The sequence below is a fragment of the Arthrobacter sp. PAMC25564 genome (assembly GCF_004798705.1).
Lineage (GTDB): Bacteria > Actinomycetota > Actinomycetes > Actinomycetales > Micrococcaceae > Arthrobacter.
Window position 1 is genome coordinate 848,034 of record NZ_CP039290.1, and the last position, 26,643, is coordinate 874,676.

Below are 26,643 nucleotides of genomic sequence, written 5' to 3' on the forward strand. Positions count from 1 at the left end.
CGAAGTCATCGGTAGCTGAGGGGCTCTTGTCTTGCTGCTGTCCTGCCGGGAATAGGGTGGTGCCATGACGTCTGCAGGCCGCTTTGCCCCCAGCCCCTCCGGCGAACTCCACGTGGGCAACCTCCGGACGGCCATCCTCGCGTGGCTCTTTGCCCGGTCCACCGGCCGGCGGTTCCTGATGCGGGTGGAGGACCTGGACCGTGCCCGGGCCGGCGCCGAGGCGGAGCAGCTCCGCGATCTGGCGGCGATCGGCGTGAGTTGGGACGGCGGCGTCGTACGCCAGACGGACCGGGAGCCGCTGTACTCGGAAGCGATCGGCCGGCTGGCGGCGGCGGGCCTGACGTATGAGTGCTTCTGCACGCGCCGGGAAATCCAGGAGGCCCCCTCCGCGCCGCATGCGCCGCAGGGCGCCTATCCGGGCACCTGCCGCGGCCTCTCCGCCGTCGAACGCGAGGCCAAACGCGCCGCCCGGCCCGCGGCGATCCGGCTCCGATCCGGGGTGACTGCAGCGACGGTGCAGGATGTGCTGCACGGAAGCTACACCGGAATCGTGGATGACTTCGTGCTCCGGCGCAACGACGGCGTGACGGCCTATAACCTGGCCGTGGTGGTGGACGACGCCGCGCAGGGCATCGACCAGGTGGTCCGGGGCGAGGACCTGCTGCCCTCCACGCCCCGGCAGGCCTACCTTGCGGCCCTATTGGATATTCCGGTCCCGGAATATGCGCATGTTCCGCTGGTGCTGAACGCCGACGGCGCCCGGCTGGCCAAGCGGGATGGCGCCGTGACGCTCGCCGACCTGGCGTCGGCCGGCGTGCCGGTGGACCAGGTGCGGGACAGGCTGCTGGCCTCCCTCGGGCTGCCGGCCGGGCCGCTGGAGCGGGCGCTTGCCGTTTTTGACCCTGCCGCGCTGCCGCGGGAACCCTGGGTGTGGCCGCAGATGCACGGGCGCGGCGCGTAGGCTGGGAGGATGTCAGAACCAGAATTCTTGGAAGCAAGCTCTCCTGAGCCACAGTCCACTCAGCCCCGCTTCACCGTTGAGACGGCCAAGGTCCTGGCCGAGGTGGCGCACAACCGGCAGAAGGACAAGCTCAAGCGGCCCTACCGCGAGCACGTGCTGGCGGTGGGCGATGCGCTGGCTGACTTCGACGATGACATCCGGATTGCCGGCTACCTGCATGACATCGCCGAGGACACCCCGATGACGCGGCAGGCGCTGCTGGACATGGGCGTTTCCGACCGTGCCGTGGGCATCATCGAGCGCGTCACGAAGCGCTTCCACGAGAACCCCGACGATTACCAGGCCGGCATCCGCTACATCGCCGAGGACCACGACGCCAGCCTGGTGAAGATCGCGGACAACGCGCACAATTCACTGCCCGGACGGGTCAAGGCGCTGGCGGAGAAGTGGCCGGACAAGCCGCCGGTCACCCGCTACGACGACGCCCGCCCGGTGCTCTACGCCGCCGTTCCCGTGGAGGAAACCCGGAAGATCCTTGCCCGGGTTAATCCGTGGCTGCTCGAGGAACTCGACGACATGCTCGACGAGGCGGACGACACCGACTACGAGAACCTGTCCTACGAACCTGTAGCGGAGGACGATGCGCCGGTCGAACGCCCTTCCGGGGGCTTGGGGACCGCGGACGCCGAACAGGACTGACTGCCTGCCTGCCAACGCGGGGTCATTTGGCGCCCATCCCGGGGCCCATCATGGGCCGTAGCTGACCCCGCGTTATGGTTGCCCGCCACAGAAGGGCTATATAGACGAGGTCAAAGACGCTGCAGAGGGCGCCGACGCCGAGGATGAGCGGCGAATTCCCGTACCAGCCGAAGACGATGGTGGGCGCCAGCGTCCCGATCCACTTCGCGACGCCGATCAGCAGCGACTGCCCCCGGAGTCCGCCGCGGGCCGCGAACATCGCGATGAACAGCCCGGACATCAGGAGGTTCTGCAGGAACGCCGCATACCGGGACGCCTCCTCCCAGCCGAACGCCGCCACGAACAGCAGTTGCACGGCGAACGATGTGACGCCCAGCAGGAGCGTCCAGCCGATGAAGAGCCTCCGCGTCACCCAGTCCGGCAGCTCGGATCTGCCGAACCTGAGGAAGGTATACACAATCACGACGTCGGCCAGCCCCCACACGATGTTGAAAACGCCCTGGACGGAGATTCCGGTGGCGACGGAGCGTACGGCGTAGATGGCTTCCCAGGCGAAATTCAGCCACAGCGCGGCGGCAGGGATCGCGTAGCTCTTGTCCCTGAATCCAACCCTGATGGCGTCGGCGTACACCACGGTCCAGGCGACGCCGCTGAGAATCGTCAAGAAGAGGGTCAAGGGTGCCTCCCGGGCTCAGGATTGAATGCAACGCGGGGTCACCTAGCGCCGATCCCGGGGCCCGACATGGGCCGTATCTGACCCCGCGTTGCTTTTGAGGTGCGGCTACACCCGGCCCAGGGCGTCGATGTCCTCGAGGAATTGCTCGTGGACCTCGTCGCTCACCGTGGTGCGGGTGTCACCAATCGCGTCCAGGTAATCCTGGGTTGCCGGGCCCTTCCGGACGGCCTCACGGACGGAGACGCTGCCGCTCGAAGCCGCGCCGCCGTCGTCGTACACCGCCTTTTCCAAGGCCCGCTGGGAGGCGCTCCGGGCCGCGTACTCGATGTCCGCGGGGGAGAAGCCCTCGGTGCGGTCCACCAGCAGCTCCACATCCACGTCGTCCACCACGGTGGCGGGGATGAAGCGCTGCCACATGGCCTCGCGGGCCTGGCGGTCGGGCAGGCCGATGGGAATCACGTAGTCGAACCGGCCGTGGCGCAGGAACGCTGTGTCCAGGGCCCGGATGAAGTTGGTGGCGCAGACCAGCAGGCGGCCGGGCTGTTCGCGGAACGCCGGAATGATCTTGAGCAGCTCGTTGGTGACGCCCTGCAGCGGCGACGGCGGTTCGCCCGAACGCTGCGCGGCGATCTCCTCCACCTCGTCGATGAACACGACGGCGTGCTCCAGCTCGGCAATCTCCAGGAACGTCTCGCGCAGCGCGCCGGCCAGGCCCTTGGGGTCGGAGGCCAGCCGGGACGGGAATACCTCCACGAACGGCCACTCCAGCCGGGAGGCGATCGCCTTCGCGAAGGTCGTCTTGCCGGTGCCGGGAGGACCGAAGAGGACGACGGCGCGCGGCGGCACCACGCCGTATTCATCGGCGAGATCGGCCTCGGCCAGCGGCAGCACGAGGCGCCGTTCCAGCAGTTCCTTTTCCTTGCGCATGCCCGCCACGTTTTCCCAGAGGTCGCGGGCCAGGATCCGGCCGCCCAGCTGGCCCAGCGGTTCGAGCTCCTGCCGCTGGACCGGGATCTTGCGTTCGAAGTAGCGCAGGTTTTTCTTGAGCACGAAGCCGCGGCCCAGGAAGGCCTCCACTCGGGTTTCGGATTCGGGCATCAGCGCGGAGAGCTTGTTCAGCCCGTGCGGGGCCATCCGGTTTTCGACGGCGGCCAGCAGCGAGGTGCCGATCCCGCGGCCGCGGAACTCGGGGAGCGTGGCCAGGAAGACGATCCAGCCCTGGTCATGGGCGGCGCGTCCGACGGCGGCACCCACCACCTGATCGCCCTGCACCGCGACGACGGCGTGGTCCTTCTCGCAGGAGGCGAGGACCTCCGAAAGCGCGTAGACCGGCTCCACGTTCGTGGCCTTGAGGGATTCCCAGAGGTGCAGGATGCCGTCGAGGTCGGCCGAATGAAAATCCCTGATCCGCCAGGTGGTCATGAGGTGTCTCCCGTATGGTTCGTCGCTGAGCCGGTGTGAGCTTGTCTGTTGAGCTTATGCGAACAGCTTTGTTGAGAGGTTGCGGCGGCGTTGCATTACGCCGGCACGCGGCGGGCGAGGTTCTATTTGCCGCCGGGCGACCCTGCCGTGGGCCGGTTGGCCACGAGCGGGTACGGTCCGGTGAAGCCGTCGCGGACCGCGGCCAGTTCCAGCACACGCTCGCGGCAGAGCCGCCAGCCGAGCATCAGCAGCGGGATGATGACCACAAGCGAGGCGACGGTCCACGTGCCAACCGGTGAGTTGAAGGCCATCAGGACCAGCACCGCCAACAGGAAGGCCAGCGTGATCCAGCCGGTGACGGGCGCGCCGGGCATCCGGAAAGCCGGGCGCAACAGCTCGCCGCGTTTGGCCAGCCTGGCGAGCTGCATCTGGCACAGGACGATCATGCCCCACGTGCTGATGATGCCCAGGGATGCGACGTTCAGCACGATCTCGAACGCTTCAGCCGGAACCAGCGCGTTCAGCACCACGCCGAGAACCGCCACTGCCGCGGTGAGGGCGATACCGCCGTAGGGCACGCCCGCCTTGTTCATGCGTGCGGCGAATTTCGGGGCCGAGCCGGCGACGGACATGGAGCGCATGATGCGGCCGGTGGAGTACAGGCCGGCGTTCAGGGAGGACAGTGCCGCCGTGAGGACCACCAGGTTCATGATGGCGTCCGCGCCCTCCACTCCGATGGAGCCGAAGAACGTGACGAACGGGCTTTCGCCGGCCTTGTACGAGGTATAGGGGAGCAGGAGGGAGAGCAGTACCAGGGAACCGACGTAGAACACCGCGATCCGGACAACCACTGTGTTGATGGCCTTGGGCATGATCTTTTCCGGGTTTTCGGTTTCGCCGGCGGCGGTGCCGATCAGTTCGATCGAGGCGTAGGCGAACACCACACCCTGCATCACCACGATCGCGGGCAGGAAGCCATTGGGGAACATGCCGCCGTTGTCAGCGATGAGGCTGAAGCCCACCTGCTGTCCATCCACCGGGGTGCCGAAGAGGACGAAGTAGATGCCGACCAGCAGGAAGGTCACGAGGGCCACCACCTTGATGAGTGCGAACCAGAACTCGAGTTCGCCGAACACCTTGACGGAGATCAGGTTCAGGCCGAGCACCAGGAGCAGTGCGGTCAGCGCCCAGGTCCACTGCGGCACGTCGGCGATGGGCGCCCAGTATTTCTTGAAGAAATTCATGTAAAGCGCGACGGCGGTGATGTCCACGATCGCGGTCATGGCCCAGTTCAGCCAGTACAGCCAGCCGGTGACGAATGCGGCTTTCTCGCCGAAGAATTCACGGGCGTAGGAGACGAAGGAACCTGATGAGGGCCGGTGCATCACCAGCTCGCCGAGGGCGCGGAGGATCATGAAGGCGAAGAATCCGCATACTGCGTAGCTGATGACCAGGGCCGGGCCGGCTGCGGCCAGGCGGCCGCCGGCGCCCATGAAGAGCCCGGTGCCGATGGCGCCGCCGATCGCGATCATCTGGACCTGGCGGGGTTTGAGGCCCTTGTGGTAGCCCTCATCCTCGACATGGAGGGTGGCTTCGGAGGCATGGGCATGCGCCGGAATGGTGTGGTCGGTAAGGGCCGGTTTCTGCATGGCGGCCGCTTGCTGCTGTGTCATACGAATCCTTTGTCTACTTGCTCAGGTTGGCCAGGCGCTGCGGGCTGAGGAGGTCTTCGAGCTGCTCGGCGGTGAGCAGCCCGTGTTCGAGCACGAGCTCCGCAACGCCCTTGCCGGTGGCGAGCGCTTCCTGCGCGATGGCCGTGGCCGTGGCGTAGCCAAGTCGGGGGTTCAGTGCGGTGACGAGGCCGATTGACTGTTCCACCGTGAGGCGGAGGTGCTCGGTGTTGGCGGTGATGCCCCGGACGCAGCGGGCCGTCAGGGTGCGGCAGGCGGCTTCCAGGTGGGAGATGCTCTTGTGGAGGGAATGGACGATGATCGGTTCGAACGCGTTGAGCTGGAGCTGCCCGGCTTCGGCGGCCATGGTGATGGTGACGTCATTGCCGATGACCTCATAGGCCACCTGGCTCACCACCTCCGGGATCACCGGGTTGATCTTGCCGGGCATGATGGAGGAGCCGGACTGCACGGCGGGCAGGTTGATTTCGCCGAAGCCGGCCCGCGGGCCGGAGGAGAGAAGCCGGAGGTCGTTGCAGATCTTGGACAGCTTCACAGCCACGCGCTTGAGCACCCCGGAGAGGTGCACGAAGGCGCCCACGTCCTGGGTGGCCTCGATCAGGTCCGCAGCGGTGACCAGGGGCAGGCCGGTGATATCGGCCAGGTGCCGGCAGGCCGCCTCGGCATACCCGGCGGGAGCGTTCAGCCCGGTGCCGATCGCCGTGGCACCCAGGTTGATCTCGTGGATGAGCAGGTCCGCCTCGGCCAGCCGCAGCCGGTCCTCGCCGATGGTCACGGCGTAGCTGCCGAACTCCTGGCCCAGGGTCATGGGCACGGCGTCCTGCAGTTGCGTGCGTCCCATCTTCACCACGGTGCGGAACTCCACGGCCTTGGCGGCGAAGGCCTCCTCCAGTTCGGTGAGGGCCTCCAACAGTTCCCGGGCGGCGAAGATGGTGCCCAGCTTCACCGCCGTCGGGTAGACGTCGTTGGTGGACTGGCTGAGGTTTACGTGGTCGTTCGGGTGCAGCCGTGCGTAGTCGCCCTTCGGGCGGCCCAGGATTTCCAGGGCCCGGTTGGCGATGACCTCGTTCGCGTTCATGTTCGAGGACGTCCCGGCGCCGCCTTGGATGACGTCCACCACGAACTGCTCGCTGAGCTTGCCGCTCAGCACATCCATGCAGGCGTCCTCGATCGCCTGGGCGCGCTCGGCGTCCAGGAGCCCGAGCTCGCGGTTGGTGCGGGCTGCCGCCATCTTGACGGCGGCCAGCCCGCGGACCAGGTACATGTTGGAGGACAGCGGCTGACCGGTGATGGGGAAGTTTTCCACGGCGCGGAGTGTGTGGACACCCCAGTACGCGTCGGCGGGCACATCGCGGTCCCCGAGCAGATCGTGCTCGGAGCGAAAATCCATGCGGGTAGTGATGCTGGCAGCGGCGGCAGTCATGGGTGTCCTCAATGGGATTCGGGTGTGGTGGTAGTGAGAAAATCGGTGGGCTGAAGTTGCCCCACGGGGCGGCCACCGGCCAGGACGGTCTGGGCGGCGATTCGTGCGAGCGGCGCGGTGTCGACGTCGAGCGCCTCAAGTGCACGGATGGTGACGGGCATGCGGGCGCGGTCGCCGCCGTCGGAAATCTTCAGCGCGACGGCGCGCCCGTCCGGCAGTCCGACCAGCTGCACGCCTTCGAAGCCGTCCTTGGCCAGCAGACCGGGCACCAGGCGCATCAGTTCGGTAACGTCCCGCCCTTCTCCGGCCACCATCTCCGGATACTGGCGCATCGCTTGCGCGACGGCGGCCTCCGGGCTTTCGGCTGTGGCGTCGCCGCCGCTCGTTTGGGCAGCAGCCAGGCGTCCGAAGGCGCGGGCCATGCCGCGAAGCGTCAGGGCGAAGAGCGGGGTGCCGCAGCCGTCGGTGGTGATGCGGGACGGGTCCTCGCCGGTGAGTTCGCGGACGGTCCCGGCCACGAGCTGCTGCAGGGGGTGTGCTGGGTCGAGGTATCCCCGCACCGGCCAGCCGTTGATGACGCACGTGGCGGCCATGGAGGCGTGCTTTCCCGAGCAGTTCTGGGTCAGTTGCGTGGGCACGCCGCCGCCCCGCAGCCATTCCTCGCGCTCGCTGGGGCCGTAGGGGAGATCGGTGCTGTTTTGGAGGTCTGCTGCCGTGAGGCCGTGGATCTGAAGGATCCGGGCGGCGCCGTCGCGGTGCATGGCCGCGCCGGAATGGCTGGCAGCGGTGAGAGCCAGGAGGTCCGCAGGCAGGTCCAGCCCCGCCCGGACCATGGCCACGGCCTGCAGCGGCTTGAGCGCGGAGCGCGGGTAGAAGGGCGCCAGGGGGTCGCCGGCGGAGAGCAGGGTGCGGGTGCCCGATGCTTCCCCCGCGGTGGCGATCAGTGAACCGTAATGGATGCTTTCAACGAGTCCGCCGCGGGTCTGGGCGGCCAGGGGAACGTGCCGCGGGAGGCGGCCGAGCTCCCGGTTGGGGGCGTTTTCGGCTAAGGCAGGGAGGGACATGGAATCCTTGTGGTGGTGACTGGGCGCTGGCGGTGATCGGGCGCTGGTTACTCGCTGAGGATGGAATCGAGGGCCACGCCCACGGCATGGAGGTGCTCGCTCATGGCGGCGCGGGCGTCGGCGGCATTGCCCGCTTCGATGGCCTGCAGGATGCGCTGGTGTTCGTGGTCCGACGCGAGCTGGCGGTCGGTCACCAGGTTCAGCGTTTCGGACTGGTGCGCCAGGGCATCGCGGATGTCCGCCACGACGCTTTCGAATACCTTGTTGCCGCTGGCCCGGGCGATCGCTGCGTGGAAGCTGGAATCGAGGGTGACCCAGGCTTCCGGATCGGACTCCACCGCCATGGAGGCCACCATGCTTCGCAGGGTGTCCAGGTCCTCGGCGGATCGGCGTTCGGCTGCCAGGCCTGCGGCAGGGATTTCGATGTGCGGGCGCGCCTCGGTGAGGTCCCGGGCAGAGAACTGGCCGAGCACAAGGTCATTGGCCACTTGGTTGGCGACGACGAACGTCCCCTTGCCCGTCCTCGTGACTGTCAGGCCCAGCGCGTTGCAGGACCGCAGCGCCTCACGGACCACGGAGCGGCTGACGCCGTACTGCTGTGCAAGCGCGGCCTCGGAGCTGAGCTTGGCGCTAACGGCTACCCTGCCGCTTTCGATGTCGCCGCGAATGGCGTTGAAAACGGCCTCGGCGGCGCTGAGGCGGGCAAGCGGAGTGATGGTTCCTTCGCTTTGATATCCGGCTGTCCGGCTGTCTGACAGGTTCACGCAACTAATATGGCATGGATCACACTATGGTGTCAACACCTTTATTGATTCAGGCCAGTCAGGCAGGGGGTTGATGTATGAAAGAATCTGCGTATAGATGCATATATGTAAATTGGTTTGGACAGCCCGCACGTGGAACTGGCCGTTGAGGTGTTCGCCATGCTGCCTGACGCCACCCGGGTCAGGCTGATACGGGCGTTGGGGGAGGGCGAGATGCCGGTCAACGCCTGGCCGAGAGGGTCGGGAAGCCGGCTACTGTGGCGATGATCGCGCTTTCGGCGATCGTGGCCGCCGTCGAATCCATCCGCCGCCTGTTCGAACCCCAACCGGTCCAGAACCTCGGCTGGGTGTTTGCGGCCGGGCTGCTCGGTTTTGCCGGGAACGAGCTTGTGGCGGTCTACCGGATCCGCGTCGGCCGCCGGATCGGCTCCCCGGCGCTCGTGGCCGACGGCGTCCATGCCCGGACGGACGGTTTCACCTCCCTGGCGGTGGTGGCCGGGGTCGTCGGCGTCTGGCTGGGTTTCCCGCTCGCGGATCCTATTGTGGGCCTGCTGATCTCCGCCGCCATCGTGGTCCTGCTGTGGGGCGCCATGCGCGACGTCGGGCGCCGGTTGATGGACGGCGTCGATCCTGAGCTGAGCGACAGGCTCGCCGCCGTCGTCCGGGAACACTCGCTGGGCGGGGGAAGCTCGCGGCTGCGCTGGTCCGGGCACCGGCTCCACGCCGAGATCACCGTCCCCATCGCCCCTGACTCCCGGCTGGCGGAGCTTGCCTCGCTGGCCCCCAAGCTGGAGGAGGGCGCGAGGGCCGCGCTTCCGCACCTCGACTCGGTGACGGTGGTGCCCGCCGTGACGCGTCCCCCTCAGCCCATCTGACACGTACTTAGGGCCGTTTTCAGGGTTCAAAACGGCCCCAGCTGCGAGTCAGCCGGTTCAGATCCCCAGCGTCGCCAGGCTCTGCCGGAGCGTTTCCGCCGAGTGGTGCAGGGACACGATCTCGCCGTCGTCCATGGGCGTTTCCAGAACCAGACGGACTCCGCCGTGCCCCACGATGCTCGGCAGGGACAGGGCCACTCCTGAAATCCCGTACTGGCCGCTGAGAACGGTGGAGACCGGAAGGACCGCGTTCTCGGAGCGCAGCAGCGCCTCCGCAATGCGCGCGCCGGACAGGCCGATCGCATAGTTGGTGGCGCCCTTGCCGGCGATGACCTTGTAGGCAGCCTGCGTCACTTCCAAGGCGGTCTCGGCAAGGGACTCGGGGGTGAAGATGCGCTGGCCCTCCACTTTCCAGTCACGGATCGGGACCGTGCCGATCGTGGCGCCGGACCAGATGGGAAACTCCGTGTCACCGTGCTCGCCCACCATGCTGGCGTGGACGCTGGTGAGCGAGACGCCGGCCCGCCGAGCCAGGAGCCAGCGCAGCCGGGAGGTATCCAGCACGGTGCCGGAGGAGAAGATGCGGGAGGCCGGCAGCCCGGAGATCTTCTGGGCCGCGACGGTCAGCACGTCGCAGGGGTTGGTGACCAGCACATAGACGGCGTCCGGGGCATGGGTGAGCAGCCGCGGCATAAGCTGTTCGAGGATGCGGACGTTCGTGCCGGCCAGGTCCAGGCGTGTCTGGCCCGGCGCCTGTTTCGCGCCGGCCGTGATGACGACGACGTCGGCGCCGTCCGTCGCGGCGATGTCCCCGCCACCGGTGACCGTCGCCGCAGCCGCGGCGAACTGGGTCCCGTGGGCGAGGTCCAGCACCTCGGCATCGGCCTTGGTGGCGTTCACGTCGTACAGGGCGACGTGGCTGGCCGAGCCGCGGATCAGGGCGGCGTAGGCGAGGGAGGTGCCGACGCTGCCGGCGCCGACGATCGCCAGCTTCGATCCGGAATTCTCGGACATGGGTTTCCTCTTCCCTTCAGTCTCGCGGCAGAACGGCAGAATCCGGCGTTACGGTGCCCGCGGTTTCCCCGCCGTCGATGACGAATTCGGCGCCCGTAACAAAACTGGACTCGTCCCCGGCCAGATACACCACGAGGTCTGCAACGTCTCCCGGCTGGCCGATCCGGTGCAACGGGACATGCCCGGTGTCAAATGTCATGCCATCCGTCATGGGTGTCTGGATGACCCCCGGGTGCACGGAGTTGACCCGGATTCCGGAACCACCCAGGTCCAGGGCCGCGCTCTTGGTCAGGCCGCGGACCCCGAACTTTGACGCCGTATACCCGGAGAGCTGTTCGTATCCGCGCAGCCCCGCGATCGAGGAGATGTTGATGATGGATGCGGCGCCTGCCCGGGCCAGCGCGGGCGCGGCGGCCTTGATGCCGTTGAAGACGCCCGTGAGGTTCACATCGAGGATCCGGGACCACTGCTCGTAGGCGTACTCGTCGATCCGGCCGAAGTTCACGATGCCGGCATTGTTGACCAGGATGCTGAGGCGACCGAATGCGGTCACGGCCTCGTTCACCGCCTGCTCCCAGTCGGCAGGTTTCGTCACGTCCAGATGCACGTAGCGGACGCCGTCGCCGAGCTGTGACGCCAGCTTCCCGCCGTCCTCGTCCAGGACATCCCCGACGACGACTTTCGCGCCTTCGCTGAGCATGCGTCCGGCGATGGCGGCTCCGATGCCACGGGCACCGCCGCTGATGAGGCCTACTTTGCCATCCAACCGTCCCATGGCTTTGTCCTTCCGATCCGGAGCAGTCCGCGACGGGGCATCCGTTTTGGAAGCGGGCTCTCCCTCAAGCATCCTCATGCGGAACGCGGGTGTGGAGGGCCGTTGGACCCTATGTGGATATCTCCCGCTCGCCGGTACGAACGTACCGGAATGGCCCTATGCGCAGCCGGTGTCGGGGTCTAGACTGGATTTCCAGGAAGAACGGCACGTTCGTGCCTACTTTGTTGAGCAGCGAGAAGGGGGGATCATGACGGCGGAATCATTCCCGGACCGGCTGGCGGCCGAGGTCCGCGCGCGCCGCGGGAGGCTGCGGCTGAGCCAGCGGGACCTCGCCGAACTCGCCGGGGTGTCCGAGCGCTTCGTGAGGTTTGTCGAGCAGGGCAAGCGCAGCGTCCAGCTTGACTCGCTGCTGGCGCTCCTGGACACGCTCGGGCTCGAACTGCGGCTGGGAACCCGGACCAGTTCCGCCGCCCGGGCGCTTGAAGGCGCGGCGCCCGACGGCGGGCATCCCGCCGTCGAACTCCAAAAACCCGAAGCGCCCCGGCCATGACGCGCCGGGTAGCGGACGTCTACAAAGCCGGCGTGCTGGCGGCGCGGCTGGAGCGGCACGGCGGCGGCACGAGGTTCAGCTACCTGCCGGCGTATCTCGCGGCGGGCGGGCGGGCCGTCGCGAGTTCCCTGCCGCTGACCGCGGAGCCGGTGTTCTCCGCGGCAGGCGCCGCGCCGCCCTATTTCACCGGGCTGCTGCCGGAGGGGCGGCGGCTGAACGCGCTGCGCCGTTCGGTGAAGACCAGCGTCGATGACGAGCTCTCGCTGCTGATCGCGGCCGGCGCCAATCCCGTGGGTGACGTGCAGATCGTGGGCCACGGCGAGAAGCTGGATCCGGACGAGCATGCCGTGCAGCTGGATCCCAAGAGGCCCGTGGATTTCGACGCGCTGCTGGGGGATTCGGGCCTGATCGACCCGGTGGCGCTCGCCGGGGTGCAGGACAAACTCTCCGCCGGGATGATCTCGATGCCGGTGGCGCGGGCAGGCCGGCGGTTCATCCTCAAGCTCAATGCCCCGGAGTTCCCGCACGTGGTGGAGAACGAGTTCGTCATGTTCCGCTATGCGGCGAAGTTGCGGATTCCGCTGAGCCGGGTGCAGCTGATCCGCGACGTTGCGGGCCGGACAGGGTTGCTGGTGGAGCGCTTCGACCGTATTCCTGCTAGGGAATATACGGCGGGCGGGGCGCCGGATGCGGTGCTGCGGCTCGCCGTCGAGGACGGGGCGCAGGTGCTGGGGCTTTACCCGGCGGACAAGTACAACGTGGGGTACGGGCAGCTGTGCCGGGCGCTGGCGGCATATTGCGCGGCGCCGCTGCCGGCGCTGCGGAACCTGGCTATCCAGGCGGTGTTTGCGTGGCTGAGCGGCAACGGGGACCTGCATGCGAAGAACGTGTCCATGGTACAGCAGCCGTCGGGGGAGTGGTCCATTGCCCCGGTGTACGACATCCCCTCCACCGTGGTCTACGGGGACAAGACGCTGGCGCTCACGCTGGACGGCAAACGGACCGGGATCTCGCGGAGGCATTTCCTCGGCTGGGCCACAGGGCTGGGGCTGACGGAACGCGCCGCGCTCCAGGTGCTTGAGCTGGGGCTGAAGGCGTCAGGCCTGCTGCTGGCGGATCTGGAGGCGGGCACCGCGTTCGCGTCAACCAACGACGACGGCGGCTCGCCCTTCGCGGCGATGGTCACCAGGGCGTGGCTCAAGGAGCTCAGGCACCGGCGGAGGCTGCTCGAGGGCTGAGCCGGGGGTGGTGGATCAGAGGTGCTGGATGCCGGCGCGCTGCATGGCGTCCTTGTAGACCTCGACGTTCTTGGTGAGGAGTTCTTCCTGTTTGGCGGCCGAGACGGCGAAGGCGCGGCCGCCAAGGGCGGTGGCCTTGTAGATCTTGACGCCATGGTTCTTCAGCGAGGAGTGGTAGGTCTTCTCGAAGAGCGTCAGGAAGGCGTGGGCATCGGCGCCGTGGGCGATCACGGCGGAGACGCGCTTGTTGATCTTCAGGAACTGGCGGAAGGGGCGGAGTCCGTCCGTCTTCTCCTGGACGTTCAGGGCGGAAGGGAGCTCCGGATCGCGGACCCACGGGTAGGCGTTCCACGGCATCACGTAGCGGGGGTCAAGCTCGGCAGTCTCGTAGATGGAGGTCGCGCGGCGGGCGGCTTCGTCATCGTTGAAGTGGGAGACGAAACCCGACTCGGTGCCTTTGCCGGGGCTGATGTGCAGGCTGACGATCCGGCATTCGTCCTCGTCATGGATGGGATCGATATAGGGGACGACCGACCCCGGCTTCTTCTCCATGAGTTCGTCGCACAGCTGCGTCACGGCAGCGATGTTCGGCTCCTGCAGCAGGGCCTTTTTTTCGTCCCAGTCAATCGTCACGATTTCTCCCTCAGCGCTTGGCGTCCAGAATCAGGCGTCTCCTTCCACTCTACGCGGTCGGGTGACAGGGCGCCTTTTTCGGTGGCGCTCCGGGACGGCCCGGAGTAATCTTAAAACTGCCTGCAGGTAACCATCAGATGTACGCCGGGTTGTCAGAGACCATCAAAAGTCCGAACCATCTCATAGCGAGATCGCGAAGGTACCTGCAGGTCCTGCGTGCCGGGGTCGGGGCGGGCTCCGGGGTTCAGTTTCCGTAGTCGTAACGGCAGACGGCAATCAGGACTTCGACGCCGTTGTCCGTCGCTAAGTACTTGTAGACCAGCCGATGCTCGTCGGTGATGCGGCGGGACCAGTAGCCGTGGAAGCCGTGTTTGAGCGGCTCCGGTTTTCCGATGCCTTCGTTGCCGTTGCGCTCAATATCTTTGATAAGGGCATTGATCCGCGTGAGGATTCTGCGGTCCTGGGATTGCCACCAAACGTGGTCTTCCCATGCGGCCTCGGACCAGACAAGCCTCATTCGGCCAGATCCCGCGCCACGCCGCGGCCGGCCTCCAACTCCTCGATCGAGCCCAGGAGTCGGCGGGCGTTGGCCGGGTTGCGGAGCAGGTAAGCCGTCTCCCGCAGCGACTCGTAGTCGGACCGGGACACCATGATGACGTCTTCCTTGCCGGGGCGCGTAATCACGACCTCTTCGCGGTCATCGGTGACCGCGTCAAGGGTCTCCTTATAGTGCGCGCGTGACTGGGAGTAGGTAAGTGTTTTCATGGGGATCTCCTTGCGTACAACTTATTGTACGCCTGAGGCGGCCGTGTCGGTCATATCTGCAGCTCCTCGTAAACCAGCTCGCTGAGCATCTTCAGTAGGGCATGCATCTTGGTCTTGTCGCCCAGGGCCCGGGAGGCTCAGATTATCCGCGACTGTCTATGGAGGAGGATTGACGCGGCCTCTCGAGCGCTTCGGAGCGTTTTTGAATGCCGCGTCAGGCTCAACCCATCAAATCCACACCACTAGCTCGTCGCATCGCGACTTGTTTTTGAACACGTTCGCCGGGTACGACTCGTTAGGAAAATTATCTTCGAAGCTTTGGAGGTACTTGAGCGTCGTGACCTCGACTTCGCCCAAGTCGTCACTCAGGTCAGAATCTGGATCCGTGAGTTTTCGTCGCCCGATCTTCTTTAGGATCAAGTGGGCGATGAGTAGACGGCCGTGCACTGCATGTGTGGGGGAGGGGCGACGTTGGGCGGTTACACAGATTCTGGTGAGTCCGGAGCGTCGGCCGGACAGCCTTACTTCCTGCGTGTCTTCTTCAAGAAGGCTGCGACCTGACGGTAGGCCTTCTTCGCCTCTGGGCTGGTGGCCGCGCGGTAGGCTTTTGCGCCATTCTCGGCGAGCTTCCGGGCCTTCTCCTGCACAACTGGGTCGGTGGCTATGTCATGCACTTTGGCAGCAGCTTGCTTCGCCGTCGCGCCGCCAGCCTTGATCGCTGCTGCGACTTTGTCCGCTCTTCCTGCCACAGTTTTCTCCACACTTCGTTTCGCCTGTCCCCGAGATTAGCACTGTGCGAGATTGTGCCCGAGGAACTGAGGCAAGTGGTGAAATGGCACATTCATGGCTGTAACTCCTCGCAGACCAGCTCGCTGTACGCGCCTTGGCATTGTGTGGGACGGGTGACATTGCTCGGCCGCACCGTTCCTGAGGACTCCGAAGTGGCGCCCGCCATGCCAGGACCCGCGTGTGTGAAGATGTTGGGATGACCGACAATGACCGCGAACTTTCCCTGTACGTCGACGGCAGCGATGCCTTGGTGGCGGGTGATCCGACAGCAATCGCCGAGCTTTTCCGCAAGCTTGACGTCAAGGAAGAGGGCACCGCGAACCTAGGGTCAGGGGTGGCGGATCTGCTTGCCAGCCTGGCTGGGGCCGCTGCGCTTGCTATGTCGGCAAATGTCCAGGGCAACTCTTTCCACATGACTCCCGAGTCCTACGCTCGATTCCTGGAACTCGTCGGATCCACCGAGGAAAAGCTCGGGATTATCAGCGGTGTGCTACGACAGTCCGATGGCAGGATCGACACGATCATCGAACTGGTGAGCTCCTCACCAGTCAACCCCGCCGCGGCCGCGAACGTGCAGATCATGGCCGCAACTTTGGCGATCCGCGTGGCCCTCAAAGAACTCGATGCCCTTGTTCAGGCTGTGGATGCGAAGCTAGACACAATCATCCGAGATAACCGCGATGAGGCACTCGGCAACGTGCAGGGCACCACCCACGTCCTGGACAAGGCGTTTGGGTATTTCGAGGAGACCGGCCAGCTCAACGATGCCCTTTGGGACCAGATTTCGGGACAGGCTGCAGCCCTGGCCCAGGCGCACGCCGTCGCCCTTAACCACCTCAACACCATTGCTGACGGGCTCGGCGTCAAGAACCTCAGCAAGCGGGTGGGTAGCGCCGAGGCGGCCGCCAAGGGCGAACTGAAGCACTGGCTGGTCATCGCGGCAGTGGCGCTCACCAACATGGTTCGAATGGACTCTCTGGAGGCGGTCCGCAGCGCGCGCGACGGATCGGATTCCGCAGCTCATTCCCGACACATCGCCAAGTCGCGGGAGCGGCGAATGGCAAGCACCGCCGCCGCACTTCAAAATCTGTCCGACGCTATATCGGCGGCAGTCGACGTCGATACGTTCACCCGCGTCACGAACCCCATGGAGATGGCAAGGCTGTATACCGCCGCCGAAGAACTGCAGCGGCTGCTGCGGATCTTCAGCTCGAACTTCGACATGCCCGAACCCTCGTCGATCAAGCGCACCCGCTGGCATGAATCCGTCATGCGAGCGGGCCAGAAAGCAGGTGGGGCGGTGTCGGGTGCCGCTGTCGCTGTTGCCGAAGGAGTGGCTTCCGTTCCCAAGGCGATCGGGGGAACGGTCGAGGATGCCATCCTGCATGTAGCGCACGGGATCGAGGAGCGCCGACTCCCTACGGCAGAAATCACGCAAGCAGAGTCTGAACCCGACGTCGACGATTCGTCAATCACCCGAATGCCGGCCGCCGACGGCTAGCAGTGGATTTCACCAAGCAGGCCCTCACCGCCGACGGGTTTGCCGGTTTCCGGTCGTTCGCCGAGCTCGAGCTGACTGAGATCCCGCAGGCGCCCGGTATCTACGCCGTATTGATACCCGAGGGCGTCGTGCCCCGCTTTCTGGCGACAAGCGCGGGCGGCCGCTTTAAGGGCAAGGATCCCTCCCTGCCCGGGCCAGTCTTGTCGGCCGAATGGGTGGACGGGGCAGAAGTCCTCTACATAGGCAAGGCAGGCGCCGGGAAGACGGGCAAGCGCGGCCTCCGCAAGAGGATCCAGGAATTTGCGGACTTCGGCCGCGGCGCCCCGGTGGGCCATTGGGGTGGGCGGCTGATCTGGCAGTTGGCCGAGTCGCAGTCGCTCGTGATCGCTTGGAAAGTCCTGCCCGGATCCGAAGTGGACGCGGCGGAAGCCCGTTGCCACGCTAAATTCATCCAGCGCCATGATCGCCTGCCCTTCGCGAACCTGGTCAGGGCACGCACCCAAGGTGCCTAACCGCCGTCGTACGCGCACCCCGGACGGCGGATGCCCAGGAAAAGCTCCGATCCGGTGACATTTACGCCGTCGCCGGGGTGGTCCGCAACCTCCAACGCCGCTCGGTGCGGGCCACCTGTCTCCGGTGGAGAAGTCACTGCTCAAGCATGCCAAGCAACCGTTGGTGACCGCAGTCAGCCTCGCGTTCGGCCTTGAGGCTGCTGACGCCGAGAGTCTGATCGACGCACTGCCCCGACTGGAGACTGCGATCTGAGTCCTTTCAGTCGAGACTCCCGCAGGACGACGGGCTAGGCTCACACCATGAAGCCTCGGGGGATATTTCTGCTTGCGCTAGGGGTGCTTGCCGGCCTGTTGGCACTGGCCCTCCTGTTCGGGCGCATGCCGGGGTCAACTCGGGTGTGCCCGGCCATCGGGTACGGGTACGTGGGTGACGTAGAGCTGGTGTTTTCCACGCAGCCGGCCTCAGTGGCCGCCTGTTTCGGGGATGGCTGCACTCCCGCGTCCGTGACAATGGGACCGGACGGTAAATGGATGGTGCCGCAGTCCGCGCCGTACCTGACACCGCCCGTCAGTGTCACGTCTATCTACGTGGAAGCGGTGGCCATTTCCGGTGCCCGCGTTGTCCGCATCCTGCAGATCGAAACGGAATCAACCGGGGAGCACCCCTTCGGGCCCGACTGTGGCGGACCTTTCAGGTTCAAGCCCGTGCATGTGCTACTGGGGTGAAAGCCCCGACGGCGTCCGCGGGGACGCCCCCATCGTTTTCGGCATCCGTGTGCCGAATCGCGGTTCGGGCGATAACCTGAACAGCTCAGGCCGCGGCCGCTGCGCCCCTGGGTCTGCCGCGCATGAGCGATTTGGCGAGGTGCCGGGGTTCGCGCCGGTGGCGGAATGCTGCCGTCTCGGGATACGGAGCTCCCGGTAACGGCGGGGCTGTGGAGTGGTAGCTGTGGCCGGTCGGTGTCGTCAGTTCGAGCGAGTGCCGGGGGCCCGGGCGGGGGTGGGCGCTCCAGCCGGGTGCTTCTTTCGTGTGGTTGCAAGCTTCACAGAGCCCGGCGCCGTTGATCTGGTTAGTCGTTCCGCCAGTGCGCCAGGGGAGGATGTGGTCCAGGTGCCTGATCGGGGCGTCGCAAAACGGCGTGCGGCAGCTGTTGTCCCGGGCCTGGATGAAGCGGCGGAGCCCGGGCGGGAAGAGCCGTGCCCGGGATTCCATCGCGACGAGGTCGCCGGTGCCGGGGGCGGTGTAGAGCCGGCGGAGAAAGGTGTGGAATTCCGTATCGTCCGTGCCCGGTCCCTTGATTAGGTTTCTGGCCCACCCTGAGGGGACGATGCCGTAGCCGGGGAGCCGGGCGGGTTCGCTGTCCCCCTGGAGGAGCGTGCGGTCGGTCATGATGAGCTGGATCTCGATGCCGCTGATCCCGCCCGGAGTTCCCGTGATCCGTTCGACGAGGGCGTCGGCCATGAGCTGGCCGCGGGAGCGGGGGTCCCCGGCCGAGCGCAGGGTGTCGGCTTGCCGGGTCAGCGCCGCGTGGACGGCGACGCCCTCGGCCACCGGGAGGAGTGCGGTCAGGTAGCACATGGTGTCGGGCGCCGGGCGGAGGCTGACGTGCCGTTCGGCTGCGGCGTGGCTGGCACGTTCGGTGACGGAGCGCGGATCCCGCCGGTAGGCGGCGGCCCGGGCCGCGGCGACGACCGCACGGTCGCCCGCTGAACTGAATGTCCCGGCGTCGGACGCCAGCTCCTCGTCGACGGCGCGGCGGTCCGCCGCGCTCAGGCACGCGGTTTCCTTCACCAGGAGTGTGGCGCGCCATTCATTGAGCTGGCCGGTCTCCAAGGCCGCCAGGGTGCGGGGCATTTCGGTGACGAGCGCCTTGGCCAGGCCCAGGAGCCGGCTGCCGCGGGGCGGGGATTCCCGCCGGGCGAGGGCGATCTGCGCCGCTATGCCGGCGCCGAGCTGATCGGCGGGAACGCCCGCGCGGGACTGGTCGCTGCGCTGCTCGGCGTCGAAGGCGACGGCGATCCGGGCCTGTAAAGCTGCCGCGGCGGACTTCAAGTCCTCCAGGTCACGAAGCTGGTCAATCATCCCGGCACCGTCGCCGGACGGCCGTGCGGCAGCCAGGCTGCGGATCATCTCCGTAACCACCACACCAACCGCTGCACTCGGGGCCACTTCGGGCCTCTGCTCGCCGTCCATGGAAACAGTCAATCAGGCACCTGTGACAATTTGCGCGGCCACGGAACTGTGTATCCGTAAGCTTTGAAGGAACGCCCTCGACCCGATCCAAGGAACCCATGCCGATCAACAGACAGACCCTGAAAGCCGACGGGTTCACCGGTTTCCGGCCGCTCGCGGACCTTGACATCAACCGGATCCCGCAGAAACCCGGGATCTTCGCGGTGCTGCGGCCCGAGGGCTTCCGGCCGCAGTTCCTGGCCAAGAGCACGGCCGGCATCTTCAAGAAAAAGGACCCCACCCTGAAGGCGGAAGAGCTCGACGCCGAATGGGTCGACGGCGCCGACGTCCTCTATGTGGGCAAGGCCGGTCCCGGCAGCAAGGGCAACCGAGGGCTGCGCCGGCAGATCCAGGAATTCGTGGACTTCGGCCAAGGCAAACCGCCGGGCCACTGGGACGGCCGGCTGATCTGGCAGCTCGCCGCGGCCGGATCCCTGGTCATCGCGTGGAAGGAGCTGCCCGTTGAGCAGCTCAACGCGGCCGAAGCGGGGTACCACGCCGCGTTCGTGGAAGAGTACGGCCGGCTGCCGTTCGCCAACCTGGTCCAGGCACGGGTTAAGGGTGTTTAGCGGCCGAAGGTGAACCGCCCGGCCACGGTTGAGGAAGCGGACCCTGCCAGCCGCGGGATTAAATGTCTGTCCTCCAAGAATTAATTGTTGTTCCCCAGTGCTCCCTCATGTTCCTTGACTTAGCAGGTCAAAGTAGGGCAGTGTCTTAAATGTTTGGACCTCTAGGTGAAAGTATTGCGCCATGCTGCCCATCAATTACCCCGAGTTCCCATTCAGCTCCCCGCTGGCGAAAGCGATCATTCAGCTGGAGCGGGTCCGTGGAGAGTTGGGCGATGGCACCACCCCTCCTGCTGTATTCGCACAGTTGAGGTCGCTGTTCCAACTGCTGTCGACGATCATGAGTGCCCGGATCGAAGGGAACCGCACTTCGATTGTTGATGCCGTGGCAGGGGTCGCGGCGTCTGGCATGGATGAACTACGAGCCAATGACGAAGTGCAGGAGATCATCCAGCTTCACGAAGCAACGGCGTTTGTGGATAGCACCGTTGAGCGGGGCACCACTCTCAGTCATGGCTTCGTCCGGGAACTTCACCGTATCGCAGTCACCGGGCTGGAGCGGGAAGGTGACAAAACGCCCGGGGCCTACAGGCTGAGTGATGTGACCATTAGTGGATCACACCATCGTCCTCCCGCTCCTGGCGATGTGCACAGCGATATGACGCTGCTTCTGGACTTCATCAATGCAGATGTTGAGCAGAATTACGACCTCTTGAAGATCGCTTTGGCCCACCACCGATTTGTGTGGATACACCCGTTCGGCAATGGCAATGGACGCGTGGGCCGGCTGCTTACTTACGCGGCTATGAGGCGCCAGGGATTTGCCGCCGCCGGTTACCGGGGTCTCAATCCCACCGCGGTCTTCGGGGAGAACCGGGAGCTCTACTACGAAAGGCTGGAGGATGCGGACTCCCTTGAGCCGGAGGCGCTGATCCGGTGGTCGACCTACGTGCTCGAGGGTCTCCTGTCCGATCTAAACAAGCTGTCGATGCTTGGAAAACAGGAATTCGTTATTGGGAAGCTGCTCTTGCCTGCTATCGCGCGCGGGTTACGCTCCGCGCGATTCACCGTCGCGGAGGCCCAAGCACTCTCGACCATAGCGAAGATCACCGAGGCGAAGGCCGCAGACCTGGCTCTGGCGTTCCCGGGGTCACCAGCGACACGTAGCCAGGCGATCCGCAAACTCTTGGACCGGGGAATCATCGAGCCAGTTGCCGAGGGCAAACGTGCCTATCGACTGCGCCTGGCACCCAGTGATCTGACTGGCTTGCTTGTGCGGGAACTCGACGAGCTGGATTTCCTGCCGAGGATTCTCCGCGACAGTGAGTAAGCAGACGAAGCGTCCGAGTTATACGCCGCTCCGGTGCGTGAACCGCCCCGCCACCAGTGTCGCAGCGACAGCCATGGAAGCGAACACCGCGTCCGGCACGGCCAGCGGATCGCCGTCGAGCACCGCGATGTCGGCCGGATCGCCCACCCGGATCCTGCTCCGTCCGCGCGTCGACGCTGTCAGCGCCTCCTGCCGGGTGAGGGCCTGCTCCCGGTGCCACGGCGCTCGGCCGTCCCCGCGTGCCCGAGTGGTGGCCGCGGACATCGCGGTCCACGGCTCCAAGGGCGCCACCGGCGCATCGGAGCCCAGCGCCAGCGCAGCTCCGCCAGCCAGCAGCGACCGCAACGGGAACGCCCGGTCCGTGCGTCCGGCCCAGTTTGCCTCGGCAGCATCACGGTCATCCAGGGCATGGGCCGGCTGGACGCTTGCGGTCAGTCCCAGCTCGCCGAAGCGGGCGAAGTCCTGGCTGCGGACAAACTGGGCATGCTCAATCCGCCCGCGGATGCCGGCCGCTTCGAAAGCGTTCAGCGCCACCTCGTTGGCGGCGTCGCCGATCGCGTGCACCGCCGGGACGAACCCGGCCTCCCGGGCCCGGACCAGCAGCGCCACCAGCTCCGCCTCGCTCACGGTGAGCAGGCCCCGGCCGCCGTGCGGATACGGGTCCACGCAGTAGGCCGTGCGCGTGTTCAGGGAACCATCGATCAGCACCTTCAGCGGCCCCACCCGCAGCAGCCCGGCGCCGCCGCCGGGCTCCTGGCCGGTGCGCATGCCCTCCTGGATGGCCTGGTCCAGATCCTGCGGATAGACCCCCGCGTCCACCCGCAGGGAATCGAATCCGTCAGCCACTCGCCGCAGCCAGACGTCCCGGTTCCAGGTCATTTCGAAGTCGACAATCCCCACGACCCCGCGCGCGGCCGCCGCCCGGGCCGCGTCCCGGACCCAGGCGTCCACGACGGCGTCCGGCAAGCGGCCCAGCTCGCGGGTCAGCTCAAACGCGGGCTCTTCCCGGAGCAGGCCGGACTCATCCACCGCCACGCCGTAGCGGGAAGCCGCCGCACTGTTGAGCCAGACGCAGTGCAGGTCATGGCTGATCAGCGCCGTCGGACGGTCCCGGGTCACGCCGTCGAGCAGTTCGAGGCTGGGCACGTCCGCCCAGACGGAGTCGCGGAACCCGACGCCGACCACCGTTCCGGAGCTGCCGCCGTCGTCCGGAGGGCCGGCAAGACGGGAACGCACGACGTCGGCTGCCTCGCGGGCGGATCCGGCGCGGGACAGGTCGATCCGGTTGGCGGCGAGGGCCCACTGCGTCATGTGCACATGCTCATCCCACAGGCCCGGAATGGCGTACCGCCCGTCCAGGTCGATGATCCGGGACCCGGCGGGCAGCTCTGCTGCGGCTCCGGCGGGCGTGATCCGGGTGACCGCGCCGTCGGCGATGTGGATGTCACACGGTATAGTCCCGCCCGGCTGCCTGACGGAGGCGAGCACGAGGCCAGGGGCGGCAGTGGTTTCAGCCATAAGCAACAGGCTACGGGGTGAACGGCCGGCGACCGGGCCAAAACTCCGGACGCCAAAACTCCAGGCAAGGGCCTTTCGTCCCTTGTCCCTGCAACACCCACACGCCAAGCTGAACTTGGGCGGCTCCTGCACGGCCATTTGGGGGATGATCCGCCTTGTAAGCAGTAAATGCAGTACCGGTCTCGCTACACCTTGGGGAAGGAAATGGCGGTTTGCACTTTCCCGCGCCAGCAGGAAAAGGCAGGAGACCACGACCAAATGAACACGCACACTGAACCTTTGGACATCAAGACATCCCGGATCTCGCCGGTCCGGGAGCCCTGAGCGTCCCATGGACGAGCACGTGAGGAATCCGCGGCTGAAGGTGACGGTCCGGATCGATGAGAATCTACGAAAATCGCGGATCGAGGTGCATGGCGTGGTCACGGCCGCAAACATCCGTGCACTCTACGTCGTCTGCCGGCGCGCCACCATCAAACTGCCGAGTCACGAAATCGTCATTGACCTGGCCCACGCACGGGTATCGGCCGCCGCCATGGACGAACTCCGCGAACGTGCCCGGCTCTCGCTGCTGCACTCAGGGATCGACGCTTCGGAGACCCCGTGCCGGCTGAGCATCGTGGACCCACCCACCATCATCAAGACCAAGCCGACCATCATGAAAACCAAGGAGCACGTATGAAAGCCCTCGTCTACGGCGGTCCCGGAGAAAAGTCCTGGACGGACGTCCCCGATCCCACCATCCAGAATCCCAGCGACGTGATTGTCAAGGTGGAGACCACCACCATTTGCGGCACAGACCTTCACATCCTCAAGGGTGATGTCCCCGCCGTGACCAAGGGCAGGATCCTGGGCCATGAAGGGGTCGGGACCATCACGGAGATCGGTTCCTCCGTCACCAGCCTCAAGGTCGGGGACCGGGTCATCATCTCCTGCATCAAGTCCTGCGGACACTGCGCCAACTGCAAGAGCGGCCTCTACTCCCACTGCCTGGGCGAGGAGGGCCAGTCCGGCATCGGCTGGGTCTTCGGGCACCTAATCGACGGCACCCAGGCCGAATACGTCCGCGTCCCCTACGCCGAGAATTCCCTCCACCTGCTGCCCGAGGGCGTCAGCGACGACCAAGCCGTTATGCTCTCCGATATCCTGCCCACCGGGTTCGAGATCGGCGTGCAGTACGGGCGGGTCAAGCCCGGGGACACCGTCGCCGTGATCGGTGCCGGCCCCGTCGGCCTGGCCGCGATCACCACCGCCGGCCTCTATGGCGCCGCCACCATCATCGCCGTCGACCTTGACGCCAACCGGCTGGAGAAGGCGCGCGAGTTCGGTGCCACCGACGTCGTCCTCTCCGGAGACGCGGACTGGAAGAAGCAGGTGCTGGCCCTGACCGACGGGCAGGGCGTGGACGTGGCCATCGAGGCGGTAGGCATCCCTGCCACCTTCAGCATGTGCACGGAGATCGTCCGGCCAGGCGGCAACATTGCCAACGTCGGCGTGCACGGCAAGTCCGTGGAACTTCATGTGGAAGATCTCTGGATCCAGAACATCAATATCAGCATGGGCCTGGTCAATGCGAACACCACCCCGATGCTGCTCAAGCTCGTGGCCCAGAAGAAGGTGCCGGCGGAGAAGTTCGCCACCCACCACTTCACCTTTGACCAGTTCATCGAGGCCTACGACACCTTCTCGCGCGCTGCGGAAACCAAGGCACTCAAGGTCGTGATCACTGCATGAAGGCCCGAGTCAGGGCGGTCAGGCACCTGGCGGAACCCCGAGTCCTGAAAAGGACCATCTGAAAGGACGGCCGCCATGCGACCAGGCCGGATTGTCATGCTGGTGCTGGGCACGCTCAGCGCCCTTCTAGGCCTGGGGCTGCTGGCGGGCGCGGGCGCCACCGGGTGGGCCAACTACCAGCAGCGCGACGGCGGGTACTTCACCTCGCCCTCCGAACGTTTTTCGGCCGACTCCTATGCCCTGTCCTCCCCGCGCCTGGACATCATGACCCGCGGCGTGCCGGAGGCGGGGCCCATGGACATCGCCGGCAGCGTGATGCTCAGCGGCACGGCCGCCGACCCGGTCAAGGCAATCTTCATCGGCATCGCGCCCCGGTCCGATGTGGAGGCGTACCTGAGCAACGTCCAACATTCCGAGATCGTCGAGGTGCGGTTCAATCCGTTCCGGACGCAGTACCGTGAGGTTGCCGGCACCAGGGCCCCGGCACGGCCGGCCGACCAGCCGTTCTGGACGGCCTCCGCCACCGGGCCGGGAACGCAGCAGCTCAAATGGGATCTGCAGTCCGGGACCTGGGCCGTGGTCATCATGAACGCCGACGCCAGCACCCCGGTGGCTTTTGATCTTCAGGCCGGTGCCCGCTCCGATCTGCTCGGGCCCATCTTCATCGGCCTGCTGATCAGTGGCATCGTCTTCCTGCTCATCGGCCTGCCCCTGATCGTCCTCGGCGCCGCGGGACTGGGCCGCGCGGGACCGCCTCCGCTCCCGCCGGGGTATCCTGCACAGCCCTACGGGGCGCAGGCCCACGCCATGCAGCCGTATCCCGGCCAGCCCGGTCCCGGTCAAGCGTACGGGGCCCAGCCCTACCCAGCCCAACCCTACCCGGCGGCCGGCTACCCCGTCCCAGGGCAGCCAGCCTGGGGGAGCGCGCCCCCGGGGCCGTCCGCCCACATCTATCCGGCGCGGCTGAGCGGCTACCTGGATCCCAACCTCTCCCGCTGGATGTGGCTGGTGAAGTGGTTCCTCGTGATCCCGCACTACGTCGTGCTGTTCTTCCTGTGGTTCGCCTTCATTGTCGTCACGATTGTGGCGTGGTTCGCGATCCTGTTCACCGGCCGCTATCCGCGCTCGCTGTTCAATTTCAACGTCGGGGTGATCCGCTGGAACTGGCGGGTGGCCTTCTACTCCTACGGGGCGCTCGGCACGGACCTGTACCCGCCCTTCACGCTGGCCCGCACGGACTACCCGGCGGACTTCGACGTCGACTATCCCGAGCGGCTGTCCCGTGGCCTGGTGCTGGTCAAGTCCTGGCTGCTGGCAATCCCGCACCTGCTCATCATCGGGGTGCTGACCGGCACGGCCAGGACCTGGACCTCCCGGGACGGCAACTGGGTCCAGGAAAGTATGGGACTATCCCTCATCGGGCTGCTGGTCCTGATCGCCGGATTCATCCTGCTGTTCACCGGCGAGTACTGGAGGGGCATCTTCGACCTTCTGCTCGGCCTGAACCGCTGGATCTACCGCGTCATCACCTACGTGTCCTTGATGCGCGATGAATACCCGCCGTTCCATCTGGACATGGGGCCCGCCGATCCCGGGGACGTCCCCGCCATCGCCTACGGCGGCCCTCCCGCAGGCTCTGCCGCAGCCGCGCCGTATGCGCCGCCTGCTTCCGGACCGGGTCCCTCACCGGCCGCCGGCGGTCCCCCCGCCGGACCAGCCGGCTACTACGGCATCGGCGGTCCCGCGGCTTCCATCAACCCGGAGGATCACGGCGGTGCCGGCGCGCCGCAGGGCCCGAACGGCCCCGCGCAGCCAGGACCCGGCGCCCCGCCCGGACCGTAGCGACCCTCAGCCCCCTTGCCACCGGCCGCCGGCAAGAACATAGTTGAGGGAATTCACCACTCCGAGGC

Annotated in this window: 25 protein-coding genes and 1 pseudogene; 12 read left to right on the top strand and 14 right to left on the bottom strand. The window is 66.4% G+C overall.

What is annotated here, in order from left to right; translation table 11 throughout:
• The first annotated feature begins 64 nt into the window (after positions 1–64).
• Both gluQRS and E5206_RS03880 read left to right on the top strand, forming a co-directional pair.
• Positions 65–961, top strand: a complete 897-nt coding sequence (gene gluQRS / locus E5206_RS03875; RefSeq protein ID WP_136321339.1) for a tRNA glutamyl-Q(34) synthetase GluQRS — start codon at positions 65–67, stop codon at positions 959–961.
• A 9-nt stretch (positions 962–970) separates the two neighbouring features.
• Positions 971–1,660, top strand: a complete 690-nt coding sequence (locus E5206_RS03880; protein ID WP_136321340.1) for an HD domain-containing protein — start codon at positions 971–973, stop codon at positions 1,658–1,660.
• 22 nt (positions 1,661–1,682) lie between these two features.
• On the opposite strand, the gene E5206_RS03885 is transcribed toward E5206_RS03880, so the two are convergent.
• The 6 genes from E5206_RS03885 to E5206_RS03910 all read right to left on the bottom strand — a co-directional run bounded on the left by E5206_RS03885 (position 1,683) and on the right by E5206_RS03910 (position 8,700).
• A complete protein-coding gene (locus tag E5206_RS03885) occupies positions 1,683–2,336 on the bottom strand; it encodes a hypothetical protein (protein ID WP_136321341.1) in 654 nt (217 codons plus the stop codon).
• 105 nt (positions 2,337–2,441) lie between these two features.
• Positions 2,442–3,758 carry a GNAT family N-acetyltransferase gene (locus E5206_RS03890; protein ID WP_136321342.1) on the bottom strand — a complete coding sequence of 439 codons (1,317 nt, stop codon included), beginning with the start codon at positions 3,756–3,758 and terminating at the stop codon, positions 2,442–2,444.
• A gap of 122 nt (positions 3,759–3,880) precedes the next feature.
• Complete coding sequence (locus E5206_RS03895; protein WP_136323950.1) at positions 3,881–5,407, bottom strand: amino acid permease; 1,527 nt, start codon at positions 5,405–5,407, stop codon at positions 3,881–3,883.
• Positions 5,408–5,444: 37 nt separating this feature from the next.
• On the bottom strand, positions 5,445–6,872 hold the full coding sequence (locus tag E5206_RS03900; protein ID WP_240689931.1) for an aspartate ammonia-lyase: 1,428 nt from the start codon (positions 6,870–6,872) through the stop codon (positions 5,445–5,447).
• 8 nt (positions 6,873–6,880) lie between these two features.
• Complete coding sequence (locus tag E5206_RS03905) at positions 6,881–7,936, bottom strand: asparaginase (RefSeq protein WP_136321343.1); 1,056 nt, start codon at positions 7,934–7,936, stop codon at positions 6,881–6,883.
• Positions 7,937–7,983: 47 nt separating this feature from the next.
• Positions 7,984–8,700 carry an FCD domain-containing protein gene (locus tag E5206_RS03910; RefSeq protein WP_136321344.1) on the bottom strand — a complete coding sequence of 239 codons (717 nt, stop codon included), beginning with the start codon at positions 8,698–8,700 and terminating at the stop codon, positions 7,984–7,986.
• Positions 8,701–8,957: 257 nt separating this feature from the next.
• On the opposite strand from E5206_RS03910, the pseudogene E5206_RS03915 reads away from it, so the two are divergent.
• A pseudogene (locus E5206_RS03915) lies at positions 8,958–9,575 on the top strand (cation diffusion facilitator family transporter); the annotation flags it as partial.
• 57 nt (positions 9,576–9,632) lie between these two features.
• On the opposite strand, the gene E5206_RS03920 reads toward E5206_RS03915, so the two are convergent.
• Entirely contained in the window at positions 9,633–10,589 is a 957-nt protein-coding gene (locus tag E5206_RS03920) for an L-lactate dehydrogenase (protein WP_136321345.1), read from the bottom strand.
• A gap of 16 nt (positions 10,590–10,605) precedes the next feature.
• On the bottom strand, positions 10,606–11,364 hold the full coding sequence (locus E5206_RS03925; protein ID WP_136321346.1) for a glucose 1-dehydrogenase: 759 nt from the start codon (positions 11,362–11,364) through the stop codon (positions 10,606–10,608).
• A gap of 247 nt (positions 11,365–11,611) precedes the next feature.
• On the opposite strand from E5206_RS03925, the gene E5206_RS03930 reads away from it, so the two are divergent.
• Positions 11,612–11,914 (top strand): type II toxin-antitoxin system Y4mF family antitoxin, encoded by a 303-nt coding sequence (locus E5206_RS03930; RefSeq protein WP_136321347.1) that lies wholly within the window; start codon positions 11,612–11,614, stop codon positions 11,912–11,914.
• Positions 11,911–13,152, top strand: a complete 1,242-nt coding sequence (locus E5206_RS03935) for a HipA domain-containing protein (protein ID WP_136321348.1) — start codon at positions 11,911–11,913, stop codon at positions 13,150–13,152. Before E5206_RS03930 ends, E5206_RS03935 begins: the two co-directional genes overlap by 4 nt.
• Before the next feature lie 15 nt (positions 13,153–13,167).
• On the opposite strand, the gene E5206_RS03940 is transcribed toward E5206_RS03935, so the two are convergent.
• The 4 genes from E5206_RS03940 to E5206_RS03955 all read right to left on the bottom strand — a co-directional run bounded on the left by E5206_RS03940 (position 13,168) and on the right by E5206_RS03955 (position 15,299).
• Positions 13,168–13,785, bottom strand: coding sequence for a uracil-DNA glycosylase (locus E5206_RS03940; RefSeq protein ID WP_136321349.1), 618 nt, complete (start codon positions 13,783–13,785; stop codon positions 13,168–13,170).
• A 244-nt stretch (positions 13,786–14,029) separates the two neighbouring features.
• Complete coding sequence (locus E5206_RS03945) at positions 14,030–14,302, bottom strand: Txe/YoeB family addiction module toxin (protein WP_136321350.1); 273 nt, start codon at positions 14,300–14,302, stop codon at positions 14,030–14,032.
• A complete protein-coding gene (locus tag E5206_RS03950) occupies positions 14,299–14,550 on the bottom strand; it encodes a type II toxin-antitoxin system prevent-host-death family antitoxin (RefSeq protein WP_136321351.1) in 252 nt (83 codons plus the stop codon). Before E5206_RS03950 ends, E5206_RS03945 begins: the two co-directional genes overlap by 4 nt.
• 521 nt (positions 14,551–15,071) lie before the next feature.
• Complete coding sequence (locus E5206_RS03955; RefSeq protein ID WP_136321352.1) at positions 15,072–15,299, bottom strand: hypothetical protein; 228 nt, start codon at positions 15,297–15,299, stop codon at positions 15,072–15,074.
• Positions 15,300–15,535: 236 nt separating this feature from the next.
• Here E5206_RS03955 and E5206_RS03960 point away from each other — a divergent pair, with 236 nt between their 5' ends.
• Both E5206_RS03960 and E5206_RS03965 read left to right on the top strand, forming a co-directional pair.
• Entirely contained in the window at positions 15,536–16,840 is a 1,305-nt protein-coding gene (locus tag E5206_RS03960) for a hypothetical protein (protein WP_136321353.1), read from the top strand.
• Positions 16,841–16,842: 2 nt separating this feature from the next.
• Positions 16,843–17,352, top strand: a complete 510-nt coding sequence (locus tag E5206_RS03965) for a hypothetical protein (RefSeq protein ID WP_136321354.1) — start codon at positions 16,843–16,845, stop codon at positions 17,350–17,352.
• Between the two features lie 811 nt (positions 17,353–18,163).
• Here the strand turns inward: E5206_RS03965 and E5206_RS03970 are convergent.
• Entirely contained in the window at positions 18,164–19,483 is a 1,320-nt protein-coding gene (locus tag E5206_RS03970) for an HNH endonuclease signature motif containing protein (RefSeq protein ID WP_240690118.1), read from the bottom strand.
• A 161-nt stretch (positions 19,484–19,644) separates the two neighbouring features.
• On the opposite strand from E5206_RS03970, the gene E5206_RS03975 reads away from it, so the two are divergent.
• Both E5206_RS03975 and E5206_RS03980 read left to right on the top strand, forming a co-directional pair.
• Entirely contained in the window at positions 19,645–20,154 is a 510-nt protein-coding gene (locus E5206_RS03975; RefSeq protein WP_136321356.1) for a hypothetical protein, read from the top strand.
• 181 nt (positions 20,155–20,335) lie between these two features.
• Positions 20,336–21,481: a Fic family protein gene (locus E5206_RS03980; RefSeq protein ID WP_136321357.1), complete on the top strand. Its 1,146-nt coding sequence runs from the start codon at positions 20,336–20,338 to the stop codon at positions 21,479–21,481.
• Between the two features lie 18 nt (positions 21,482–21,499).
• Here the strand turns inward: E5206_RS03980 and E5206_RS03985 are convergent, their stop codons facing one another.
• A complete protein-coding gene (locus E5206_RS03985) occupies positions 21,500–22,999 on the bottom strand; it encodes an amidohydrolase family protein (protein ID WP_136321358.1) in 1,500 nt (499 codons plus the stop codon).
• Between the two features lie 343 nt (positions 23,000–23,342).
• Here E5206_RS03985 and E5206_RS03990 point away from each other — a divergent pair, with 343 nt between their 5' ends.
• The 3 genes from E5206_RS03990 to E5206_RS04000 all read left to right on the top strand — a co-directional run bounded on the left by E5206_RS03990 (position 23,343) and on the right by E5206_RS04000 (position 26,575).
• Entirely contained in the window at positions 23,343–23,681 is a 339-nt protein-coding gene (locus E5206_RS03990) for a hypothetical protein (RefSeq protein ID WP_136321359.1), read from the top strand.
• Complete coding sequence (locus tag E5206_RS03995; RefSeq protein WP_136321360.1) at positions 23,678–24,733, top strand: zinc-dependent alcohol dehydrogenase family protein; 1,056 nt, start codon at positions 23,678–23,680, stop codon at positions 24,731–24,733. The genes E5206_RS03990 and E5206_RS03995 overlap by 4 nt, the downstream gene beginning before the upstream one ends.
• A 75-nt stretch (positions 24,734–24,808) precedes the next feature.
• On the top strand, positions 24,809–26,575 hold the full coding sequence (locus tag E5206_RS04000; protein ID WP_136321361.1) for a DUF4389 domain-containing protein: 1,767 nt from the start codon (positions 24,809–24,811) through the stop codon (positions 26,573–26,575).
• Positions 26,576–26,643 lie beyond the last annotated feature (68 nt).

Coding starts and splice junctions, on each gene's coding strand:
- E5206_RS03980 (WP_136321357.1), top strand. CDS start 20,336: ATGCTGCCCATCAATTACCCCGAGTTCCCATTCAGCTCCCCGCTGGCG.
- E5206_RS03920 (WP_136321345.1), bottom strand. CDS start 10,589: ATGTCCGAGAATTCCGGATCGAAGCTGGCGATCGTCGGCGCCGGCAGC.
- E5206_RS03890 (WP_136321342.1), bottom strand. CDS start 3,758: ATGACCACCTGGCGGATCAGGGATTTTCATTCGGCCGACCTCGACGGC.
- E5206_RS03975 (WP_136321356.1), top strand. CDS start 19,645: ATGCCGATCAACAGACAGACCCTGAAAGCCGACGGGTTCACCGGTTTC.
- E5206_RS03895 (WP_136323950.1), bottom strand. CDS start 5,407: ATGCAGAAACCGGCCCTTACCGACCACACCATTCCGGCGCATGCCCAT.
- E5206_RS03950 (WP_136321351.1), bottom strand. CDS start 14,550: ATGAAAACACTTACCTACTCCCAGTCACGCGCGCACTATAAGGAGACC.
- E5206_RS03905 (WP_136321343.1), bottom strand. CDS start 7,936: ATGTCCCTCCCTGCCTTAGCCGAAAACGCCCCCAACCGGGAGCTCGGC.
- E5206_RS03945 (WP_136321350.1), bottom strand. CDS start 14,302: ATGAGGCTTGTCTGGTCCGAGGCCGCATGGGAAGACCACGTTTGGTGG.
- E5206_RS03925 (WP_136321346.1), bottom strand. CDS start 11,364: ATGGGACGGTTGGATGGCAAAGTAGGCCTCATCAGCGGCGGTGCCCGT.
- gluQRS (WP_136321339.1), top strand. CDS start 65: ATGACGTCTGCAGGCCGCTTTGCCCCCAGCCCCTCCGGCGAACTCCAC.
- E5206_RS03970 (WP_240690118.1), bottom strand. CDS start 19,483: ATGATCCGCAGCCTGGCTGCCGCACGGCCGTCCGGCGACGGTGCCGGG.
- E5206_RS03900 (WP_240689931.1), bottom strand. CDS start 6,872: ATGACTGCCGCCGCTGCCAGCATCACTACCCGCATGGATTTTCGCTCC.
- E5206_RS03935 (WP_136321348.1), top strand. CDS start 11,911: ATGACGCGCCGGGTAGCGGACGTCTACAAAGCCGGCGTGCTGGCGGCG.
- E5206_RS03930 (WP_136321347.1), top strand. CDS start 11,612: ATGACGGCGGAATCATTCCCGGACCGGCTGGCGGCCGAGGTCCGCGCG.
- E5206_RS04000 (WP_136321361.1), top strand. CDS start 24,809: ATGCGACCAGGCCGGATTGTCATGCTGGTGCTGGGCACGCTCAGCGCC.
- E5206_RS03960 (WP_136321353.1), top strand. CDS start 15,536: ATGACCGACAATGACCGCGAACTTTCCCTGTACGTCGACGGCAGCGAT.
- E5206_RS03985 (WP_136321358.1), bottom strand. CDS start 22,999: ATGGCTGAAACCACTGCCGCCCCTGGCCTCGTGCTCGCCTCCGTCAGG.
- E5206_RS03880 (WP_136321340.1), top strand. CDS start 971: ATGTCAGAACCAGAATTCTTGGAAGCAAGCTCTCCTGAGCCACAGTCC.
- E5206_RS03995 (WP_136321360.1), top strand. CDS start 23,678: ATGAAAGCCCTCGTCTACGGCGGTCCCGGAGAAAAGTCCTGGACGGAC.